Source organism: Vogesella sp. (genome assembly GCF_046297735.1).
Classification (GTDB): Bacteria; Pseudomonadota; Gammaproteobacteria; order Burkholderiales; family Chromobacteriaceae; genus Vogesella; species Vogesella urethralis.
In genome coordinates this window covers 1-19,718 of record NZ_JBKBHK010000001.1, presented here as the reverse complement: position 1 = coordinate 19,718, position 19,718 = coordinate 1, and the positions used below count along the sequence as shown (strand labels likewise).

The 19,718-nt window shown below is 63.3% G+C and carries 21 protein-coding genes and 1 tRNA gene; 7 read left to right on the top strand and 15 right to left on the bottom strand.

Annotated elements, in window-relative coordinates; all coding sequences use genetic code 11:
- Positions 1-63 precede the first annotated feature (63 nt).
- Positions 64-645 (bottom strand): TetR/AcrR family transcriptional regulator, encoded by a 582-nt coding sequence (locus ACK4FZ_RS00110; RefSeq protein WP_409817730.1) that lies wholly within the window; start codon positions 643-645, stop codon positions 64-66.
- A gap of 118 nt (positions 646-763) precedes the next feature.
- On the opposite strand from ACK4FZ_RS00110, the gene dapF reads away from it, so the two are divergent.
- From dapF to ACK4FZ_RS00095, 3 genes are all read left to right on the top strand, one after another.
- Complete coding sequence (gene dapF, locus ACK4FZ_RS00105; RefSeq protein ID WP_409817729.1) at positions 764-1,594, top strand: diaminopimelate epimerase; 831 nt, start codon at positions 764-766, stop codon at positions 1,592-1,594.
- A gap of 110 nt (positions 1,595-1,704) precedes the next feature.
- Entirely contained in the window at positions 1,705-2,337 is a 633-nt protein-coding gene (locus ACK4FZ_RS00100; RefSeq protein ID WP_409817727.1) for a DUF484 family protein, read from the top strand.
- Positions 2,334-2,897 (top strand): hypothetical protein, encoded by a 564-nt coding sequence (locus tag ACK4FZ_RS00095; RefSeq protein ID WP_409817725.1) that lies wholly within the window; start codon positions 2,334-2,336, stop codon positions 2,895-2,897. The genes ACK4FZ_RS00100 and ACK4FZ_RS00095 overlap by 4 nt, the downstream gene beginning before the upstream one ends.
- A gap of 66 nt (positions 2,898-2,963) precedes the next feature.
- On the opposite strand, the gene ACK4FZ_RS00090 is transcribed toward ACK4FZ_RS00095, so the two are convergent.
- From ACK4FZ_RS00090 to ACK4FZ_RS00035, 12 genes are all read right to left on the bottom strand, one after another.
- Positions 2,964-3,410 (bottom strand): OsmC family protein, encoded by a 447-nt coding sequence (locus ACK4FZ_RS00090; RefSeq protein WP_409817723.1) that lies wholly within the window; start codon positions 3,408-3,410, stop codon positions 2,964-2,966.
- 18 nt (positions 3,411-3,428) lie between these two features.
- Positions 3,429-4,445 (bottom strand): 3-deoxy-7-phosphoheptulonate synthase, encoded by a 1,017-nt coding sequence (aroF, locus tag ACK4FZ_RS00085; RefSeq protein ID WP_409817721.1) that lies wholly within the window; start codon positions 4,443-4,445, stop codon positions 3,429-3,431.
- 12 nt (positions 4,446-4,457) lie between these two features.
- A complete protein-coding gene (locus ACK4FZ_RS00080; protein WP_409817720.1) occupies positions 4,458-5,045 on the bottom strand; it encodes a TIGR00730 family Rossman fold protein in 588 nt (195 codons plus the stop codon).
- Positions 5,046-5,087: 42 nt separating this feature from the next.
- A complete protein-coding gene (gene pheA / locus ACK4FZ_RS00075) occupies positions 5,088-6,161 on the bottom strand; it encodes a prephenate dehydratase (RefSeq protein ID WP_144371685.1) in 1,074 nt (357 codons plus the stop codon).
- Between the two features lie 3 nt (positions 6,162-6,164).
- Positions 6,165-6,755 (bottom strand): O-methyltransferase, encoded by a 591-nt coding sequence (locus tag ACK4FZ_RS00070; protein ID WP_409817718.1) that lies wholly within the window; start codon positions 6,753-6,755, stop codon positions 6,165-6,167.
- Between the two features lie 193 nt (positions 6,756-6,948).
- Positions 6,949-8,166 carry an MFS transporter gene (locus tag ACK4FZ_RS00065; protein WP_409817716.1) on the bottom strand — a complete coding sequence of 406 codons (1,218 nt, stop codon included), beginning with the start codon at positions 8,164-8,166 and terminating at the stop codon, positions 6,949-6,951.
- Positions 8,167-8,338: 172 nt separating this feature from the next.
- Positions 8,339-9,424, bottom strand: a complete 1,086-nt coding sequence (gene serC / locus ACK4FZ_RS00060) for a 3-phosphoserine/phosphohydroxythreonine transaminase (protein WP_409817714.1) — start codon at positions 9,422-9,424, stop codon at positions 8,339-8,341.
- Between the two features lie 65 nt (positions 9,425-9,489).
- Positions 9,490-9,936 (bottom strand): PaaI family thioesterase, encoded by a 447-nt coding sequence (locus tag ACK4FZ_RS00055; protein ID WP_409817712.1) that lies wholly within the window; start codon positions 9,934-9,936, stop codon positions 9,490-9,492.
- On the bottom strand, positions 9,933-10,406 hold the full coding sequence (locus ACK4FZ_RS00050; RefSeq protein WP_144371680.1) for a PaaI family thioesterase: 474 nt from the start codon (positions 10,404-10,406) through the stop codon (positions 9,933-9,935). The genes ACK4FZ_RS00055 and ACK4FZ_RS00050 overlap by 4 nt, the downstream gene beginning before the upstream one ends.
- A complete protein-coding gene (gene gyrA / locus ACK4FZ_RS00045; RefSeq protein ID WP_409817710.1) occupies positions 10,403-13,078 on the bottom strand; it encodes a DNA gyrase subunit A in 2,676 nt (891 codons plus the stop codon). Before gyrA ends, ACK4FZ_RS00050 begins: the two co-directional genes overlap by 4 nt.
- Before the next feature lie 133 nt (positions 13,079-13,211).
- The gene (locus ACK4FZ_RS00040; RefSeq protein ID WP_409817709.1) at positions 13,212-13,955 is read right to left on the bottom strand and encodes an amino acid ABC transporter permease; all 744 of its coding nucleotides are present in this window, start codon (positions 13,953-13,955) and stop codon (positions 13,212-13,214) included.
- 66 nt (positions 13,956-14,021) lie between these two features.
- Positions 14,022-14,846, bottom strand: a complete 825-nt coding sequence (locus ACK4FZ_RS00035) for a basic amino acid ABC transporter substrate-binding protein (RefSeq protein WP_409817707.1) — start codon at positions 14,844-14,846, stop codon at positions 14,022-14,024.
- A gap of 128 nt (positions 14,847-14,974) precedes the next feature.
- On the opposite strand from ACK4FZ_RS00035, the gene ACK4FZ_RS00030 reads away from it, so the two are divergent.
- Both ACK4FZ_RS00030 and ACK4FZ_RS00025 read left to right on the top strand, forming a co-directional pair.
- Positions 14,975-15,559 carry a hypothetical protein gene (locus ACK4FZ_RS00030; RefSeq protein WP_409817705.1) on the top strand — a complete coding sequence of 195 codons (585 nt, stop codon included), beginning with the start codon at positions 14,975-14,977 and terminating at the stop codon, positions 15,557-15,559.
- 20 nt (positions 15,560-15,579) lie between these two features.
- Positions 15,580-15,655: transfer RNA gene (locus ACK4FZ_RS00025), tRNA-Thr, on the top strand.
- Between the two features lie 155 nt (positions 15,656-15,810).
- Here ACK4FZ_RS00025 and ACK4FZ_RS00020 read toward each other — a convergent pair.
- The gene (locus tag ACK4FZ_RS00020) at positions 15,811-17,604 is read right to left on the bottom strand and encodes an ABCB family ABC transporter ATP-binding protein/permease (protein WP_409817704.1); all 1,794 of its coding nucleotides are present in this window, start codon (positions 17,602-17,604) and stop codon (positions 15,811-15,813) included.
- A 22-nt stretch (positions 17,605-17,626) separates the two neighbouring features.
- Positions 17,627-18,004 (bottom strand): Co2+/Mg2+ efflux protein ApaG, encoded by a 378-nt coding sequence (apaG, locus tag ACK4FZ_RS00015; protein WP_409817702.1) that lies wholly within the window; start codon positions 18,002-18,004, stop codon positions 17,627-17,629.
- A gap of 142 nt (positions 18,005-18,146) precedes the next feature.
- Here apaG and rpe point away from each other — a divergent pair, with 142 nt between their 5' ends.
- Positions 18,147-18,833 carry a ribulose-phosphate 3-epimerase gene (gene rpe, locus ACK4FZ_RS00010; protein WP_409817700.1) on the top strand — a complete coding sequence of 229 codons (687 nt, stop codon included), beginning with the start codon at positions 18,147-18,149 and terminating at the stop codon, positions 18,831-18,833.
- On the top strand, positions 18,830-19,558 hold the full coding sequence (locus ACK4FZ_RS00005) for an SDR family NAD(P)-dependent oxidoreductase (RefSeq protein WP_409817697.1): 729 nt from the start codon (positions 18,830-18,832) through the stop codon (positions 19,556-19,558). The genes rpe and ACK4FZ_RS00005 overlap by 4 nt, the downstream gene beginning before the upstream one ends.
- Positions 19,559-19,718 lie beyond the last annotated feature (160 nt).

Below are 19,718 nucleotides of genomic sequence, written 5' to 3'. Positions count from 1 at the left end.
TGGCTGCTTGAGCAGCCTTATGGTTGATTGGCAAGGTTGGCCGCAAGCAGCCCCCCTGCCGGGTCAGGATGCTGTGATCCCCAGCAGCAGACGAATCTGCTGCTTCACTTCGTCCAGCGCGCCACCGTCCAGCCGTGCCAGCTGCAGGCTGCCCTGCATGGCGGCAAATACGATGGTGCCCATGCCTTCCGGCGTACCGGCAAACTGCATGGCGCCGGCTAGCTGGCCACGGCGCACGATGTCCACCGCCCAGGCACGCATTTCTTCCACGAACTGCGCGGTGCACTGCTGCATCTCCGGCGGCAGCGTGTGCAGCTCGGCAGACAGGATGCCGCTGGGGCAAATCTGCTGCTTGTCGTAATAGTTGTCGGTGAGTTCGAAATAGCGTGCCAGCTGTACCACAGGCGACAGGCCGGCTTGCGCTTCCACGTAGCGGGCAAAGCGGCGCCGGTAGCGCTCGATCAGGGCCACGCCCAGGTCGGTTTTCTTGGGAAAGTGGTAATGGATGGCGGCGTTACGCACGCCCAGCTCGCCGCTAATGTGCTGATAGCTAAAGGCATTGAACCCGCGCGAGAGCATCAGCACCTCGGCCAGGTCCAGGATCTTCTTGCGCGTATCGGTGCGCGCGTCGGTTTCAGGCTTCATGCCGCGACTCTACTTACTGGTCAGTAAGGTGTCAATGCGCCCCCGCTTGCGCATGGACAGCCATGCCGAATACGTTATGATGGAGGCCGAAACGGCCCCAGAACACGCGGTAAATTCAATGAAACTCAAGTTCAGCAAGATGCACGGCCTGGGCAATGACTTCGTAGTCATCGATGGCGTCAGACAAACCGTTACCCTCAGCGCAGAACGCCTGCGCCAGCTGGGCGACCGCCATCTGGGCGTCGGCTTCGACCAGCTGCTGCTGGTAGAGGCCCCGCAGTCACAGGAAAACGACTTCCGCTACCGCATCTTCAACAACGACGGCAGCGAAGTGGAACAATGCGGCAACGGCGCACGCTGCTTCGTCAAGTTCGTCACCGAACAACGCCTGACCAACAAGCGCGCCATCCGCGTGGAAACCGCCCGCGGCGTCATCGTGCCGGAGCTGGGCGAAGGCGGCCTGATCACCGTCGACATGGGCGCGCCGCGCTTTGCCCCGCTGGACATTCCGTTCATCGCAGAGGGCGATGCCATCACCCATCCGCTGCAAGTAGGCGACGATTCCATCGACATCAGCGTGGTATCGATGGGGAACCCGCACGCGGTGCAAGTAGTCAGCAATGTGGACACCGCGCCGGTGGCGCAGCAAGGCCCGCTGATCGAGCAGCACAGCCGCTTTCCGGAACGCGTCAACGCCGGCTTCCTGCAGATTGTCAGCCGCCGCGAAGTGCGGCTGCGCGTGTACGAGCGCGGTGCTGGCGAAACCCTGGCCTGCGGCACCGGCGCCTGCGCCGCTGTAGTAGCCGGCATCCGTCGCGGCCTGCTGGACAGCAAGGTTACCGTCCACACCCGCGGTGGCGACCTGCAGATCGAATGGCAAGGCGACGGCCAGCCGGTACGCATGACCGGTCCGGCCGTTACCGTGTTCAACGGCGAAATCGAGGTCTGAGCGGCTGCGCGTGCCCGGCACGTCAGCAGCCTCAGGCTTGCGTTTGTTCAAGGCGCCTGCCCTGTGGCAGGCGCATGCTTTATCCAACCCCATGCAAGAGGAGCTGCGTAGTGGAAGCTGATGACGTACTGGCGTATCTGGATAGCCATCCGGACTTCTTGTCCGAACACGCCCAACGCTACGGCCTGAGGCCGGTGCAAGAGCGCGTGGTATCGTTTGCCGACCGCCAGCTGCTGGACCTGAAGGACCGCAACCGCCAGCTGGAAGCACGCTTGGCGCAGCTGGTACGCCACGGCGAGCAGAACGACCAGACCCTGGCGCGCACTCACAAGCTGAGCCTGGCCCTGATGAAGGCCGCCACGCTAAGCGATGTGCACGCCGCCATCCTGCAGGTGTTTGCCGAGCACTTCGGCCTCAACCGCGTGGCGGTACGGCTGTGGCACGACGCGGCCAGCGATACCCAGCTGTACAACGCTCGCCAGGATGTACGCCTGCTGGCCGGCAACCTGTCTGCCCCCTACTGCGGCCCGTACGCCAACGACGAGATCATCAGCTGGTTCCCGGCGGTGCCGGTGTTGCAATCGTTCGCCCAGCTGGCGCTGCGCGAAGGCACCGAGCCATTCGGCATCGTGGTGATCGCCAGCGACGACGCCCAGCGCTTTAGCTTCGACATGCAAACTCACTACCTGGCGCAAATGGGCGAGCTGATTTCGCTGGCCATGCTGCGCGTACTCAAAGCATGAATCCTGCCTTTTCCAGTGCCTTGTTACTACTGCCGCTGGTGCTGTACACGCTGCACGCGCTGTGGCGGCTGATCGCCAGCGACAACCTCACCGCCGCGCTGGCGTTTGCCCTGGCCTTCCTGATGGTCGGCATCGTCTGCCGGCTGGCACTGCCCACGCTGCCCATGGTGCCGGTCTGGCTGCCCCTGCTCTACCCCTACGCCTGGGTCGGCACCGGCGCGCTGCTGCTAGCGCTAGCCACGCTGAAGGTTGGCCGCAACGGCCTGTCGCTGGACGGCATACCACCGCTATTGCGCGTCTATGTGCTATCGCAGCTGTGCCTGCACGCCGGCGTACTGCTGCTGACGCCGCTGCTGTCCGGCCGCCCGGCGCAAGCCTACGCCATGCTGCCGCCACTGGTAGCGGCGGGTGCCTACCTGATCTACCGCGTCTGCCTGTGGCTGTCGCGCCGCCAAGGCGGCTTCAGCTGGCTGGCGGTCCTGGTGGCCACGCTGGCCGCACCGCTGCTGCTGGGCTGGATGGCCGAGCTGAGCGTGCCGCTGCTGCTGCGCCACCTGTAAGCCCGCCGGCAACAGACAAAACAAAACCCGCCAACCGGCGGGTTTTGTTTTGGGCTCGGCATAGAATCAGCTGCTCTTTAGCACACTGCCGTCCGCATCCAGCACGGTTAGCGACACCGGAATGGCCGCCGCCACGCTCTGGGTAACGGTGCAGAAATCCTCGAAGCTGTCGAGCAGGCGCTGCAGCTGCGGGTGGCCTGCCGGCGAACTGCCGCAGCGCAGCGTCACGCTGATGCCGGTCACGCGCATACGGTTACGCTCGTTACGCCCGATGGTAGCGCTGGCCTCACACGCCAGCGGTTCCAGCACGATGTGAAACTTGCGGGCGGCAAACAGCAGGCTGGCGCTGAGACAGTTGGCCACTGCCCCCACCAGCAGTTGCGACGGCGACGGGCCGGTATCGCTACCCAGCGGCGCCGGCTCGTCGGTGATCAGCACGTGGCCGCCGTCAAAATGGTTTTCAAAACGGTAATCCTGCAGTTGGGCCAGTGCCACGCGGGCGGTATCGCTCATGCCGGTTCTCCCTTGTTGCTACAGCGTGCGTCCCACTGCGGCCGCCAGTGGCCGCAATGTCGCCAGCAGTTCATCCAGTGCGTCGGGCGTGATCGCCTGTTCGGCATCGCACAGCGCGTGCTGTGGCGCGTCGTGTACTTCCAGCAGCAGGCCATCGGCACCCGCCGCAATCGCCGCGCAGGCCAGCGGTGCCACCAGGCTGGCGCGACCACCGGCGTGGCTGGGGTCTACCAGCACCGGCAAGTGGGTTTCGCGCTTCAACAGCGGGATGGCGCTGATGTCCAGCGCGTGGCGGCTGGCAGTGTCGAAACTGCGCACGCCGCGCTCGCAAAACACGATGTTGTGGTTACCGCCGATAGCGATGTACTCGGCCGCCATCAGCCACTCGCTGAGGGTGGACGCCACGCCACGGTGCAACAGCACCGGTTTGTTGATGCGGCCAACCTCTTTCAGCAACTCCACGTTCTGCATATTGCGCGGGCCGATCTGGATCACGTCCACGTCGTGCTCAAGGAAGGTATCCAGCAGGCGGATATCCAGCAGCTCGCTCACCATCGGCATGCCGTAACGGCGCGCCGCGTCGCGCAGATAACCGAGGCCGGCCTCGCCCACGCCCTGAAAGGAGTAGGGGCTGGTGCGCGGCTTGTAGGCACCACCACGCAGCAAGCGGATGCCGCTTTGCTGCAGGCGCGCGGCCAGCGCCAGCATGTGCGGCTCGCTTTCGATGGCGCTGGGGCCGGCGATCAGCTGGATGGCCGCGCCACCGATCTGTACGCCGCGCACCGACACCACGGTGTTGTCGGGCCGTACCTCGCGCGACACCATGCGGTAGTCTTTCAGCACCCGCATGGCACGCTCGACACCGGGCATGGTTTCGAACATGTCGGCCGACAGCACGCGCTCGTCGCCCACGGCGCCAATGATGGTGCGCTCGGTACCGCGCGACAGGTGCTCGCTGAGGCCGGCGGCGCGGATCTTGGCCACCACGGCATCGATATGGGCAGGGCTGGCCTGCGCCGCCATCACGATGATCATGCCGCGCTCCGGCTAGATGTTGTCATGCGACAGCCACTTGCCTTCCGGCGCACCACGGTAGTGGTTCATGGCGTCCAGCAGGTCCGGCAGGTTATCGGCCACCACAAACAGGTCGAGGTGCCCCGGGCGCACGAAGCCTTCGTTGACGCCGTGTTTCACCATTGTCAGCAGCGGGTCGAAGAAACCGTCCACATTCAAGAGGCCGATCGGCTTGCTGTGTACCGACAGCTGCGCCCAGGTCAGCATCTCGAACAGCTCGTCGTAGGTGCCAAAACCGCCTGGCAAAGCAATGAAGCCGCCGGACAGGTCTTCCATCAGCGCCTTGCGCTCGTGCATGGTGCGCGTGACGTGCAGCTCGGACAGGCCCTGGTGAGCGACTTCTTTCTCTTTCAGGAAGCCCGGAATCACACCGATGACACGGCCACCGGCGGCCAGCGCGGCGTCGGCGGCCTCGCCCATCAGGCCGATATTGCCGCCACCGTACACCAGGGTAATGGCGCGGGCGGCCAGGGTACGGCCCAGCTCTTGCGCGGCCAGCTTGTAAGCCAGGCGCACGCCGCTATTGGAGCCGCAAAACAGGCAAACGGATTGAATGCTCATGATGGTCTTTCTGGCAGCCGCCGGCTGGCGGCCGCCGATGCGTTACAGTACGGCTTGCGGGTAGGCGCCCAGCACCTTCACGAAGGAGGTGCGCTCGCCCAGTTCGCGCAAGGCCTGCGCAATATTGTCGCTGCTGTGGTGGCCTTCCATGTCGATGAAGAACACGTAGTCCCACAGGCCGGCACGCGACGGCCGCGACTCCAGCTTGGTCATCGAGACACCGTTGGCCGCCAGCGGTTCCAGCAGCGAATGCACGGCACCGGGGCGGTTAGGGGCAGACACGATGATGGAGGTCTTGTCTTGCGCCGTGGGGCCCACTTCCTGATGGCCCAGCACCAGGAAACGCGTGGTGTTGTTCGGCTCGTCTTCGATGTTTTCGGCCAGCTTGGTCAGGTTGTAGCGTTCGGCTGCAGCCTGGCCGGCAATGGCGGCGCAGTCGGCGTCTTCTGCGGCCAACCTGGCGGCTTCGGCGTTGCTGGCCACCGAAATGCGCTCCACATTGGCCGGCAGGTTCTTGTTCAGCCATTCGTGACATTGCGCCAGCGCCTGCGCGTGGGCGTACACGCGGCGGATGCCGTCCAGCGACGGCGTATTGCGCAGCAAGTGGTGATGAATGCGCAGTACCACCTCGCCGCAGATTTTCAGCGGCGTGCTCACCATCAGGTCCAGCGTGCGGCCCACCGCACCCTCGGTGGAGTTTTCCACCGGCGCTACCACGTAATCCAGCGCGCGCGATTCCACCAGCCGGAATGCCTCGTCGATCGAGCTGCACGCCACAGTACGCGCGGCGTGGCCAAAGTGCTTCAGCGTGGCCAGCTGGGTAAAGCTGCCCTCCGGGCCCAGATAGGCGATAGACAGCGGCTTTTCCAGCGCCAGGCATTCGGACATGATCTCGCGGAACAGCCGCGCCACCGACTCGCCCGGCAGCGGGCCGGGGTTCAGTGCCTTGATGCGGCGCAGCACCTGCGCTTCGCGTTCCGGCCGGTAGATGATGCCGCCGCCCTTGATCTCGCCGATATCGCGAGCGTGCTGGGCGCGCTGGTTAAGAAGATGGAGGATATCGACGTCGATCTGGTCGATGGCGTCACGATGCTGCTTGAGGAGGTCGTCTGACACGATTCAGAGGTCTTTCAGGATGACAAATTGGCCTTTTCCGATAGGGTAAGTTTCCGCGAGATAGCCATGCGTCGCAAGCACCGCAGCAATAAAATCGGCACACTCGGCGGCATGCGACACGGCATTATCCATCACCACTAGCCCACCCGGCGCCATGATGCGCGTGATTTCCGGCCAATAGCCTGCATATCTTGCGCGATCGGCGTCCAGGAACAGCATATCCACCGACTCGTCGTCGGCGTCGGCCAGCAGGGAAAACGCGTCGCCGGTGCGGGCATTCACCACATCGCTGACGCCAAACGCCTCCAGCGTGGCGTGCGCCAGCGCCGTTTTGTGCGCCGAGACATCAATGGTGAACACCCTGCCCTTGTGCGCCTTGGCCGCCAGCGCCAGCCACACAGTAGAAAACCCGTTGCTGGTGCCGATTTCCAGTACGGTGCGGGCACGGCGGCTGCGCGACAGCTGGTACAGGAACTTGCCGGTATCCGGCGTGATGTTGAGGCGCTTTTCGCGCCGCTCGCTGTGGCTGGCGTCAAACTGCTCGCCCTGTTGCCACAACAGCTGCAATTGCTGCAAATGGGTTTGCGTCAGCATGCTGGCCTCCTGTGCGATGCTTTTGTCGTGCACAGTGTACGGCAGCGATGCCATGCGGCCAACCCGGCCGCCGGGCTGCCGCGCTAGAAACAGCCAGCTATCGTATTGCCCAGGCCCACAATAAAGTCCGGCCGGCTGTAAGCCCACAGGCCGGCCGCCAGCGCCAGCAGCAAGGCCGCTGCCAGCAACCACTTCACGCCTTGGCCCCTTGCACCGCCACCGGCACTTCCTTCACCGGCAGGTTGGCCGCCGCCGCCATCACGCCCAGCACCATCGCCATGCCCCATACAATGTCGTAGCTGCCGGTGTGGTCGTAGATCAGCCCGCCCAGCCACACGCCCAGAAAGCTGCCGACCTGGTGCGAGAAAAACACCGCGCCCGACAGCATGCCCAGGTTACGCACGCCAAACAGGCTGACGATGACGCCGTTGGTCAGCGGCACCGTGGACAGCCACAAAAAGCCGATGGCGGCAGCAAACAGCGCCACCGACAGCGACGACAGCGGCAGCAGCAGGAACAAGCCGATCACCACGGTGCGGGCAAAGTAGATACCGGCCAGCAGGTACGGTTTGGCGTAGCGGCCGCCCAGCTTGCCGGCAGTATAGGTACCGCCGATATTGAACAGCCCGATCAGCGCCAGCGCCATGCTGGCCACGCCGCCGGCCAGACCGTGATCGCGCAGGTAAGCGGGCAAGTGCACACCGATGAACACCACCTGGAAACCGCACACGAAATAACCGGCCATCAGCAGGCGGAACGAGCGCTGCTGCCAGGCCTGGCCAAAGGCGCCGACCATGCCCTGCCAGATGCTGCCCGTGGCGGCCGGCACCGGCGGCGCCTCGCGGTAGGCGCGCGCCATCGGCGCGGCCAACGGCAGCAGCAGCGTGGCCATGGCCGCCAGGATGAACAAGGCCGGCAGCCAGCCCAGGCTATCGATCAGGCCGCGCTCAATCGGCACCATCATGAACTGGCCGAACGACCCCGCCGCCGCGGTAATGCCCATCGCGCCGGAACGCTGCGCGTCCGGTACTGCGCGCACGATGACGCAGAACACCACGCTATAGGTGGTACACGACAGCGCCAGCCCCAGCAGCAAACCGGCCGAGCCAGACAACAGCCAGCCGGTGCTGGACACCGTCATCAGCAGCAAGCCCAGCGCGTACAGCGCCCCGCCGGCCAGCAGCACCCTGCCCGGCCCGTGGCGGTCGGCAAAGGCGCCGGCAAACGGCTGCGTGGCACCCCACACCAGGTTTTGCAGGCCCAGCGCCAGTGCAAAGGTCTCGCGGCTCCAGCCAAAGGCCTGCGTCATCGGTGGCAGGAAAAAACCGAAACCATGGCGAATGCCCATGCTGAGCGACACGATGGCGCCAGCGGCCAGCAATAACAGGGTAAGCGGGGACAGCGTGCGCATCGGCATTTTCCTCACGTCAAGCCAACATCATGCGACACATTGCTGCAACAAAGCCAGCACTGCAGCAGCAAACAGTCTTGTCAGCCACGCGAACAGCGGCCAGCAAAAAGCCCCTACCAGGCGGAAGGGGCTTTGACACGTAGTTGGCCGCGATGCGGCCAACCTGGCGCGATCAACCGTGCTGCCGGGCAAAATCCAGCATGAAATGCACCAGCGCCTTCACGCCTTCGATCGGCATGGCGTTGTAGATGGACGCGCGCATGCCGCCCACCGAACGGTGGCCTTTCAGCTGCACCAGGCCGTTTTTCTTGGCTTCGGACAGGAACAGATCTTCCAGCGCCTCGTCTTTCAGGCGGAATACCACGTTCATCTTGGAGCGGTACGGCGCGTCGATATGGCTGTAGTAGAAGCCGTTGCTGCTATCGATGGCGTGGTACAGCAGGCCGGCCTTCTCTTCGTTACGCGCCGCCATGCCCTTGATGCCGCCCTGGGTCTTCAGCCATTTGAACACCAAACCCGCGATGTAGATCGGGTAGGTGGCCGGCGTGTTGTACATGGAGTTGGCGTCGGCGTGCACCTGGTAGTTCAGCATGGTGGGCGTTTGCGGCTGGGCGCGGCCCAGCAGGTCTTCGCGCACGATCACCACGGTCAGGCCGGACGGGCCGATGTTCTTCTGCGCGCCGGCGTAGATCAAGCCGAACTTCGACACGTCGATCTCGCGCGACAGGAAGTCGGACGACATATCGCACACCAGCGGCACGCTGCCGGTATCGGGGATGGCGCTGTACTGCAGGCCGCCGATGGTTTCGTTGGAGGTGTAGTGGAAGTACGCGGCGTCGGCGCGGCACTGCCAGCTCTCCACCGCCGGCACGGTGGCGTAGTTGCTGTCGGCGCTGCTGGCCACCACGTTAACGCTGGTATAGCGTTTGGCTTCTTTCACCGCCAGGCGCGACCAGTGGCCGGTATCCAGCACGTCGATCACGCCGTCGGCCGGCGCCAGGTTCAGCGGCACCATCGAAAACTGCTGCGACGCCCCGCCCTGCATGAACAGCACCTTGTAGCCGGCCGGAATCTGCAGCAGCTCGCGCAGGTCCTGCTCGGCGTCGTGGATGATTTCCATGAACTCCTTGCCGCGGTGGCTCATTTCCATCACCGACATGCCGGAGCCGTGCCAGTCCAGCAGCTCGGTTTGCGCCGTAGCCAGTACTTCGTGGGGCAGAACGGCGGGGCCGGCCGAAAAGTTGTACACCTTTGCCATGTCAGACCTCTGTCTCTTTGTCTCTAGTCGTCAAAAAGCCACGCTGGCAGCGTGGCTTGGTGTGTTTAGCTGCCGGTGCTGAGCAGGAAGTGCGCCCGCGCCACCGCTACCGGTTTCTTGCGGTCTTCCTGCCATGCCTCGATCAGGACGTGCGCCACGCGCTTGCCCTGCTTAGTGATCTCGCACTGGGCGTACAGCGTCTGGGCCTTGCCCGAGCGCAGGTAGTCCAGCGAGAAATCGACAATCTTGGGGGCTTCCAGCGACTCGCGGTTCCACATCAGGTGCAACAGCGCGGCGTTTTCCAGAAAGCCGCCGATCAGGCCACCGTGCAGCGCCGGCAAGGTGGTGTTACCCACGTTGCGCTCGTAGAACGGCAGCGAAAACAGCAGCTCGCCCGCCGCGTCCTCGCCGCACTCCACGCCCATCAGGCGGGCGTACGGCACAGCGGCGATCACCTCGGCAAAACGCTTTTCGTCGCGCAGGCGGTTGAAGGTTTCCATGAAGTCGCTCACGGCTTGTCCTCCACCTGCAGCATCGGTTTGGGGTTGGAATCGCGCATGAAGGTGGCCACACCGTGGGCGATCGGGTCGTCCGGTGACTCGTGATAGCACACGGCACGGGTAAAAGCGATCTGGCTGGCCATGCGGTAGCACTCCGCGGTGCAGTAGATGGCCTTGCCCGGGGTGGCGGCTTTCAGGTAGTCGATACGCAGGTCCAGCGTGGCGATGGTTTCGTAGTCCTGCATATTGGCCGCCACCGATACCGCGCTGGTGGTGTCGACGATGGAGGTGATCACCCCGCCGTGCACCACGCCGGTAGCCGGGTTGCCCACTAGGTCTTCCCGCCACGCCACCCGCAGCGTCGGCTTGCGGCCAACGGTACCCAGGTATTCAAAACCCAGCGTGCGGCAATGCGGCAAGCTGACAAACAGCTCGCCCATTGCCTTCAGCACTTCAGGGTTGGCCGCGTCGGCGTGACTCATTCGGCTGCGCCCTCGCCTGCTTCGGAGGCGCCAGCGTCCACGGCAACGTCGGTCACCTCACCTGCTTCGGCTTCGGCGCTGTCTTCGCTCTCGGCCACTTTCACCAGGCATACCAGCTGTTCGCCTTCGTCCAGGTTGATCAGGCGCACGCCCTGGGCCGAACGGCCAGTTTCGCGGATCTGGTCTACCTTGGTACGGATCAGCACGCCGCCGGTGGTGATCAGCATCACGTCGTCGCTGTCTTCCACCAGGCTGGCGGACACCAGGTTCAGGCCGGTCTTGTCGGTGAGGTCCATGGCGATCACGCCCTGGGTGCCACGGCTGGTCTGGCGGAATTCGCCAACACGGGTACGTTTGCCGTAGCCGCCGTCGCTGGCGGTCAGCACTTGTTGCTCGTCGCTGTTGGCCACCAGCAGCGAAATCACCTGCTGGCCTTCTGCCAGCGCCATGCCGCGTACGCCACCTGCGGTACGGCCCATCGGGCGCACATTGGTTTCGTCAAAACGCACCGCCTTGCCGGCGTTGCTGAACAGCATGACCTGGTCGCTGCCGCTGGTCAGCGCGACGCCTACCAGGGTGTCGCCTTCGTCCAGTTTCACCGCGATGATGCCGGCGGTGCGCGGGCGGCTGAACGCCTCCAGCGGGGTTTTCTTCACGGTGCCGTTGCCGGTACACATGAACACGAACGGGCCTTTGACCTTGTCGCTAACCTCGGCGTCGTCGTCCAGCTCCGGCTCGTTACCGGTAAAGGCTTTCACCGGCAGCATGGCGCTGATCTTCTCCCCGTCCTGCAGCGGCAGCACGTTGACAACGGGTTTGCCACGGCTGGTACGGCCACCCTGCGGCATGTCGTATACCTTGATCCAGTAGCAACGGCCAAAGCTGGAGAAGCACAGCACGTAGTCGTGGGTATTGGCCACGAACAGCGTATTGATGAAATCGTCGTCCTTGGTGGCGGCGGCTTGCTTGCCACGGCCGCCACGGCGCTGCGCCTGGTAGTCGCCCACCGGTTGCGCTTTCAGGTAGCCGCTGTGGGACAGGGTAACCACCATTTCCTGCGGCGTGATCAGGTCTTCGATGTTGATGTCGCCACCGAACGGCTCGATCTCGGAGCGGCGCTTGTCGCCGTATTGCAGGCGGATGGCGGCCAACTCGTCGTGGATGATCTGGTTGATGCGTTCCGGGCGCGCCAGGATGTCGATCAGGTCGAGGATGATTTCCATGATGTCGCGGTACTCGCCGACGATCTTGTCCTGTTCCAGGCCGGTCAGGCGCTGCAGGCGCAGGTCCAGAATGGCCTGGGCCTGGGTTTCGGACAGGAAGTAGCCATCGCCGTGCAGCCCGTAGTTGGCCGCCAGCCCGTCCGGACGCGCCTGGGTCTGGTCCACGCGCGCCAGCATGCTTTCCACCAGCTCGGAGCGCCAGGCGCGGCCCATCAGCGCGGCCTTGGCTTGCGGCGGCGCTTCGGAGGCCTTGATCAGCGCGATGATCTCGTCCACGTTGGACAGCGCCACTGCCAGGCCTTCCAGGATATGGCCGCGTTCGCGCGCCTTGCGCAGTTCGTAGATGGTGCGACGGGTCACCACTTCGCGGCGGTGGCGCAGGAATTCTTCGATGATCTGCTTCAGGTTCAGCAGGCGCGGCTGGCCGTCGACCAGCGCCACCATATTGATGCCGAAGCTGTCTTGCAGCTGGGTCAGCTTGTACAGGTGGTTCAGTACCACCTCCGGCATTTCGCCGCGCTTGAGCTCGATCACCACGCGCATGCCGGACTTGTCCGACTCGTCGCGCAGGTCGGAAATGCCTTCGATCAGCTTGTCGCGTACCAGCTCGCTGATGCGTTCCAGCAGGCGAGCCTTGTTCACCTGGTACGGGATTTCGTCCACGATGATGGCCTGGCGGTCGCCCTTGCCGATGTCTTCAAAGTGCACGCGGGCGCGCATGATGGCACGGCCACGGCCGGTACGGTACGCCTCTTTGATGCCGGCGGTACCGTAGATGATGCCAGCGGTGGGAAAGTCCGGCGCCGGAATGATGTCGATCAGCTCGTCGATGGTCATGTCGCTATTGGCCAGCAGGGCCAGGCAGCCGTCGATGACTTCGCTGATGTTGTGCGGCGGAATATTGGTGGCCATGCCCACCGCAATACCCGAGCTGCCATTGATCAGCAGGTTCGGGATGCGTGCCGGCAGGATCAGCGGTTCGTGCTCGGAGCCGTCGTAGTTGGGGCCGAAGTCGACGGTTTCCTTGTCGATGTCGGCCAGCAGTTCGTGCGCAATACGCGCCATGCGGATCTCGGTGTAACGCATGGCGGCGGCATTGTCGCCATCGACCGAACCGAAGTTACCCTGACCATCCACCAGCGGGTAGCGCAGGCTGAAATCCTGCGCCATGCGCACGATGGTGTCGTACACCGCGCTATCGCCGTGCGGGTGGTATTTACCAATCACGTCACCCACGATACGCGCCGACTTCTTGTAGGCCCGGTTCCAGTCGTTCGACAGTTCGTGCATGGCAAACAGCACGCGGCGATGTACCGGCTTGAGGCCGTCGCGCACGTCCGGCAGGGCACGGCCGACGATCACGCTCATGGCGTAATCGAGATAAGAACGACGCATCTCCTCTTCGAGGCTGATGGGAAGCGTTTCCTTGGCAAAAAGCTGGTCGGTCATGGAAATCCGTATCAGAGACAAAAATTATGCCCCATTCTACCACAAAGCCCTGTCCGGCATGCCCCTGTGCAATGCGGCCCGCCCATGAAAAAAGCCGGCAAAGCCGGCCTTTTTCGGTGCTGCACCCTCGCACTTAACGTGCGCCGATGTGCAGTTTTTTCTCCAGACGCGAAATCCCCCACGCCATCAGCATGGTCAGCGCCAGGTAGATGAAGGAAATGGTCAGATACGGCTCCCAGTAACGCGAGTACACACCGGCCACGGTGCGCGCCGCGTAAGCCAGCTCGGCGAGGCCGATGGCCGACACCAGCGAGCTGTCTTTCAGCAGCATGATGGCCTCGTTGCCCAGCGGCGGTAGCATGCGGCGGAACGCCTGCGGCACGATGACGAACTTCATGGTCTGGCCGTAGCTCAGGCCCAGCGAGCGCGCGGCTTCCATCTGACCCTTGTCGATGGATTGGATACCGGCGCGGAAAATTTCGGTAATGTAGGCCCCCGCGTTCAGCGTCAGCGCCACCAGGCCCGACAGGAAGGCCCCGTAGTTCTGGCGCAGCTCGCGCGCCAGCTCACCGTCGATCAGCATGCCATCCATCGGATGAATCAGCATCGGCATCAACGCAAAGTGCACCAGCAGGATCTGCACGAACAGCGGCGTGCCGCGAAAGAAGGCCACATAGGCCGCTGACGGCCAGCGCACGCCAAACTTCAACACATACTTGGCCGCGCCGTGCTTGGCCTCGGCCAGCCGCGCCATCCCCATGAACAGACCGATCAGCGTCCCCAGCACTACAGCTACCAGGGTAATCCCAACGGTCATCTTGGCGCCCTCGATAAACAAGGGTGCGTAATCGGCAATCATGCCCCAACGGAAATCCATGCTCTGCTCCCGGCTTTAAAATAGAAAGCGGCGGATCTGCCCGCAGACCCGCCGCTGATCTTGTTGTTATTTGGCGCCGAAGTATTTATTGAAAATCTGGTCGTACGTGCCGTCAGCCTTGATGGCTTTCAGGCCTTCATTCACCTTGCCCAGCAATTCGACATTACCTTTCTTCACAACAAAGCCGTAGTACTCGGGGGCGAAACTCTTGGTATCTTCCACCGTGGTCATGCCGTGCTGCGGGTTGTTCTTGACGTAATTGACCACCACGCCATTGTCACCCACCGCCGCATCCACACCACCGGTTTCCAGCTCTTTGAGTGCCAGCGGCATGTTCTCGAAGCGCTTGATATTGGGGTTGGTCTTACCCAGCAGCTTCTGCACTACTTCATCACCAGTGGTACCGGTCTGCACGGCCACTTTCTTGTTTTTCAGATCCTGGAACGACTTCACGTCGGACACGCCCTTGGCCACCGCAATCAGCTGACGCGCTTCAAAGTACGGATCGGAAAAATCCATGCTCTGCTTGCGTTCGTCGGTGATGGTGATGGCAGAGGCCAGAATGTCGCGGTCGCCTTGATCCACAGTGGCGAACATGCCTTCCCACGGCGTATTGACGAACTTGACCTTGAAGCCACCCTTGGCCGCTACCGCGCTCAACACCTCGATATCGAAGCCGACGATTTCACCGGTATCAGTCTGGAATTCGAACGGCGCATAGCTAGCGTCAGTGCCGACAACGTATTCTTTCAGATCCCCCCCGGCTGACGATGCCTCGGCCTGCGGAGCAGAGGACGGCGCGGCGGTTTCCGGCGCTTTCTGGCCGCAACCTGCCAGTGCAAAAGCAGACAACAGCATACCTGCCAGCAATGTTCTTCTCGTTTGTTTCATCCCTATTCTCCTTGATTTTCGGCGCTTAACCCTTTTCCTTGTGGGAACGGGCTGCGTGCTAATATAGCAACCTCGTTCAGGGGCCACAATGCGAAAAACCGCATGGCCAAAACCACAGAATCATTCACATGCAATTAACTCGCACCATTGCATCCATCCTGGCGCTCGGGCTGGCACTTTCTGCCATACCAGTGCACGCCGAGGGTGAAGATGCACCCCTGCCGGGCGACTTCCAGCTGGCACCAACACCCAAGCCGCCCAAGGCCAAACCACTCAATCTGCCCCCGGTCAACACCAGCGCCGACAAACCGCAAGCGGCAAAATCAAGCGGGCAAGCAGCCACCAGTGCCAAGCGCCATAACAAAAAGACCGCGACCGAGGCACGCAAACCTACCCGCCGCGCGGTACAGGCGCCTCGCCAGGCTACGCGCAACAAGGCCGGCAAACGGGTGCAGGCAACACGCGCCAGTCAGCGCCAGACAGCTACTCCGCGCACCAAACGGGCGCAAGCCAAAGCCGCCAATATGGCACGTAGTAAAAAAGCAACGATGGCCAAGCGTAGCAGCGCGCGCAACGGCAAGGCGATAAAACCCAGCCAGAACAGCCTCAAACGAAAAAAAGCCACGCGACAAACGGCCCAACTGAAAAAATCGGTAAAAAAGCCCCAGGCGATTAAAAAACCGCTGCGCAAGGTTGCCAAGCAAAAAAAGTGACGGCATAATTCGCCTCCTTCGCCGGTGTAGCTCAGTTGGTAGAGCAGCTGACTTGTAATCAGAAGGTCGAGGGTTCGACTCCTTTCTCCGGCACCAGACACGCAAAAGCCCCGCACGACACCGTGCGGGGCTTTTGTCATTCAGGCTGCGCCACAGCCCCACGCGACGCCAGCGCCGCACACAAGACAAAGCCTGCTTGCAAGGCAAGCAGGCTTTATTTACACGCAGCCGCCACGTCAGGGCTGCCTGCCCTACGCCTCCAGCACCTCGCCCTCCTGCTGCAGCCGCCACATCTCGGCATAGCGGCCGCCAGCGGCCAGCAGCTCGCGATGAGTGCCGCGCTCGATGATACGGCCGGCATCCATCACCAGGATGCAGTCTGCCTCGGCAATGGTGGACAAGCGGTGCGCGATGATCAGCGTGGTACGGTTGGCCGCAATACTCAACAGTTCGGCCTGGATGGCTTTTTCGGTACGCGAATCCAGCGCACTGGTGGCCTCGTCGAACACCAGCACCGGCGGGTTTTTCAGGATGGTGCGCGCAATCGCCACCCGCTGCTTTTCACCGCCGGACAGCTTCAGGCCGCGCTCGCCCACTGTGGTGTCGTAACCGTCCGGCAAGCCCATCACGAAATCGTGGATATGCGCCGAACGCGCCGCCTCGATCACTTCCTCGCGACTGGCGTCGGGCCGGCCGTAGGCGATGTTGTAGTAGATGCTGTCGTTGAACAGCACCGTATCCTGCGGCACGATGCCGATATGGGCGCGCAGGCTGTCCTGGCTTAGCTGGCGGATGTCGTGGCCATTGAAGGTGATGCGCCCGGCGCTGGCGTCATAAAAACGGAACAGCAAACGCGACAGCGTGGACTTGCCGGCGCCGCTGGCACCGACCACCGCCACAGTATGGCCGGCCGGAATCTCGAAGCTGACGTCGTGCAATATCTGCCGCTTGGCGTCGTAGCCAAACGCCACCTGTTCGAAAGCAATGCTCACCTGGCGCGCATCCAGCGCCACCGCACCGGCGCTATCTGCCACCTCGGCCCCAACTTTCAGCAAGGTGAACATGCGCTCCATGTCGGCCAGCGCGTGACGAATCTCGCGGTAGACAAAGCCCAGGAAGTGCAGTGGCGACCACAGCTGGGTGATGAAGGTGGCCACCAGCACCACGTCGCCCACCGTCATTTCGCCACGCGTCACACCGCGTGCGGCCAACCACATGATCAGCGTCACTCCTACCGCAATGATGACGCCCTGTCCGGCATTCAGCATCGACAGCGACACCTGGTTCTTGATCGCCGATTGCTCCCACGACGCCAGGTTGCCGTCGTAACGCTGCGTTTCGAAACGCTCGTTACCGAAGTACTTGACCGTTTCGTAGTTGATCAGCGCATCGATGGCCTTGCTGTTGGCGCGCGAATCCAGCTCGTTCATGCTGCGGCGGAACACGGTGCGCCACTCGGTCACCGTTAGCGTAAAGGCGATGTAAATGGCAATCGTGCCGAAGGTGACGATGGCAAACCAGGCGTCGTAGCGGCTGAGCAGAATGCCCACCACCAGCGCAATCTCGATCAGCGTCGGCAGGATGTTGAACACGGTGAAGTTCAGCAAGAAGCCGATACCCTTGGTGCCGCGTTCAATATCGCGGCTCATGCCGCCAGTCTGGCGCTCCAGGTGAAAACGCAGGCTAAGGCGGAACAGGTGCGAAAACACCTCGCGCGCCACGTTGCGCACCGCGCCCTGCACCACGCGGGCAAAGATCGCGTCGCGCAGCTCGCCCAGCACGCTGGACAGCAAGCGCGCCAGGCCGTAGCCGGCAAGCGCCAGCAATGGCACCATCGCCGCCGTGGCCGGCAGCGACAGCTGGTCGACGATGTCCTTCAGGTATAGGGGTGTGGTCACCCCCGCCACCTTGGCCGCAATCAGGCAGCCCAGCGCCAGCACCACGCGGTGCTTGAAGCGCCACAGGTAAGGCAGCAGCGTTTTCAGGGTTTTCAGATCGTTGCGATCGGCCGGGGGCGGGGTACTGCCGGAAACATAAGGACGCATGCAGGCTTTCGGTCAGGCTGGTTCAGTGCAGTACGCGCGGCGCCAGCAGGTGGAATTCGGGGATATCGGCATCAAAGGCGTGGCCGTCGTCGGCCTCCATGCGGTAGCTGCCCTTCATGCTGCCGTACGGGGTGTTCAGCATGGCACCGCTGGTGTAGCTATAGCTCTCTCCCGGCTGCAGGTGCGGGTGCTCGCCGATCACGCCCATGCCGCGCACTTCCTGCACCCGGCCGTTGGCGTCGGTAATGATCCAGTGCCGCGACAGCAGCCTGGCCGGCGCACTGCCGGTATTGCGGATGGTAATGCGGTAGGCAAAAGCGTAGCGGTCTTCGGCTACGCTGGATTCGGCTTCCTGGTAGAAGGCTTCGGCACTCACGGTAATGTGGTAGGTCTGGCTCACGGCAACTCCCGGTAACAACGCAGTCTGGCGCGCCGATGACACGGCGGCATGTGACAATTCAAGCTCGCATTGTAAGCCATCGCCCCCCGCGCCGCGATGGCTTACAATGCCGCCTTTCCCAGCCTTGCCACCGTACACCGCCATGAGCCAATACCGTATTGCACCGTCCATCCTGTCCGCCGACTTTGCCCGCCTGGGCGAGGAAGTGCGCAATGTGATCGCCGCCGGCGCCGACATCATCCACTTCGACGTGATGGACAACCACTACGTACCCAACCTCACCATGGGCCCGATGTTCTGCGAAGCCATCCGCCCGCACAGCAGCGCGCCGATCGACGTGCACCTGATGGTGAAACCGGTAGACGCGCTGGCAGCCGCCTTTGCCAAGGCCGGTGCCGACATCATCACCTTCCACCCGGAAGGCTCCGAGCACATCGACCGTACGCTGGGCCTGATCAAGGAAGCCGGCTGTAAAGCCGGCCTGGTGTTCAACCCGGCCACCCCGCTGAGCTACCTGGACCACGTGATGGACAAAATCGACATGGTGCTGATCATGTCGGTGAACCCAGGCTTTGGCGGCCAGAAGTTCATCCCGCACGCGCTGGAAAAAGTGCGCGCCGCACGCCAGCGCATTGACGAATACACCGCCAAGCACGGCGGCGAGATCTGGCTGGAAGTGGACGGCGGCGTGAAGATCGACAACATCGCCGAGATCGCCGCCGCCGGTGCCGACACCTTCGTCGCCGGCAGCGCCATCTACAACACGCCGGACTACAAGGCCACCATCGATGCCATGCGCGCCGAACTGGCCAAGGTTGGCCGCGCGTGAACGGCTATCTGGTCACCGGCGCCTCGCGCGGGCTGGGCGCCGCGCTGGTGGCGCAGCTGCTGGCCGATGGCGGCCGCGTGGTAGCGATCGCGCGTGACTGCAGCCCGCTGCCGGCGCACCCGCAACTGGCCACCATCGACGCCGACCTGGCCGACAGCCAGCTGCTGCCGCTGCTGGCCGAGCGCGCGCTGGCCCAGTTGGCCGGCTGTACCAGCCTGACGCTGATCAACAACGCTGGCACCGTGCAGCCCATCGCCAGCGTCGGCAGTTTTGCCGACGGCGCCGCCGAGCAGGCGCTGGCGCTGAACCTCACCGCCCCCGTGGTGCTGTGCAACGCTTTTGTGGCGCACAGCGCCGGCTTTACCGGCCCGCGCCGCGTGCTGAATATTTCGTCCGGCGCTGCGGCCAACCCTTACCCGGGCTGGGCGGTGTACTGCGCCAGCAAGGCCGGACTGGACCACTTCACCCGCACGCTGGCGGTGGAGCAACAAACGGCGACCAACCCGGTACTGGCGGTGTCGCTGTACCCCGGCGTGGTGGATACCGGCATGCAGAGCGAGATCCGCGCCGCCGACCCGGCGCACTTCCCCAACCTGCCGCGCTTCACGGCGCTAAAGGCCGACGGCCAGCTGACGCAGCCCGCCGACTGCGCCGCGGCCATCTGCCGCTACCTGGCCAGCCCGGCGTTCGGCAGCCAGCCGGTGGTAGACATCCGCCAGCTGTAAACCCGGCCGCCAGCACGTAAAAAAGCCAGCCCGAGGGCTTAATGCCAGTCAGTTAAGACTTGCGACTGCAAATCCAGTAAAAGGGAACATGTTCATCATGTTCCCTTTTTTGCTGTATGAGCCTGCTACAACACGCATTAAATGACACGCTGCCACACAC

What these genes read in the sequence shown, in the direction of transcription:
- ACK4FZ_RS00090 (WP_409817723.1), bottom strand. Translation starts at nt 3,410, where the DNA reads ATGAGCGATACCGCCCGCGTGGCACTGGCCCAACTGCAGGATTACCGT.
- ACK4FZ_RS00020 (WP_409817704.1), bottom strand. Translation starts at nt 17,604, where the DNA reads ATGCGTCCTTATGTTTCCGGCAGTACCCCGCCCCCGGCCGATCGCAAC.
- rpe (WP_409817700.1), top strand. Translation starts at nt 18,147, where the DNA reads ATGAGCCAATACCGTATTGCACCGTCCATCCTGTCCGCCGACTTTGCC.
- gyrA (WP_409817710.1), bottom strand. Translation starts at nt 13,078, where the DNA reads ATGACCGACCAGCTTTTTGCCAAGGAAACGCTTCCCATCAGCCTCGAA.
- ACK4FZ_RS00035 (WP_409817707.1), bottom strand. Translation starts at nt 14,846, where the DNA reads ATGAAACAAACGAGAAGAACATTGCTGGCAGGTATGCTGTTGTCTGCT.
- ACK4FZ_RS00070 (WP_409817718.1), bottom strand. Translation starts at nt 6,755, where the DNA reads ATGCTGACGCAAACCCATTTGCAGCAATTGCAGCTGTTGTGGCAACAG.
- aroF (WP_409817721.1), bottom strand. Translation starts at nt 4,445, where the DNA reads ATGATCATCGTGATGGCGGCGCAGGCCAGCCCTGCCCATATCGATGCC.
- ACK4FZ_RS00065 (WP_409817716.1), bottom strand. Translation starts at nt 8,166, where the DNA reads ATGCGCACGCTGTCCCCGCTTACCCTGTTATTGCTGGCCGCTGGCGCC.
- ACK4FZ_RS00110 (WP_409817730.1), bottom strand. Translation starts at nt 645, where the DNA reads ATGAAGCCTGAAACCGACGCGCGCACCGATACGCGCAAGAAGATCCTG.
- ACK4FZ_RS00095 (WP_409817725.1), top strand. Translation starts at nt 2,334, where the DNA reads ATGAATCCTGCCTTTTCCAGTGCCTTGTTACTACTGCCGCTGGTGCTG.
- ACK4FZ_RS00080 (WP_409817720.1), bottom strand. Translation starts at nt 5,045, where the DNA reads ATGAGCATTCAATCCGTTTGCCTGTTTTGCGGCTCCAATAGCGGCGTG.
- ACK4FZ_RS00030 (WP_409817705.1), top strand. Translation starts at nt 14,975, where the DNA reads ATGCAATTAACTCGCACCATTGCATCCATCCTGGCGCTCGGGCTGGCA.
- serC (WP_409817714.1), bottom strand. Translation starts at nt 9,424, where the DNA reads ATGGCAAAGGTGTACAACTTTTCGGCCGGCCCCGCCGTTCTGCCCCAC.
- ACK4FZ_RS00050 (WP_144371680.1), bottom strand. Translation starts at nt 10,406, where the DNA reads ATGAGTCACGCCGACGCGGCCAACCCTGAAGTGCTGAAGGCAATGGGC.
- dapF (WP_409817729.1), top strand. Translation starts at nt 764, where the DNA reads ATGAAACTCAAGTTCAGCAAGATGCACGGCCTGGGCAATGACTTCGTA.
- ACK4FZ_RS00040 (WP_409817709.1), bottom strand. Translation starts at nt 13,955, where the DNA reads ATGGATTTCCGTTGGGGCATGATTGCCGATTACGCACCCTTGTTTATC.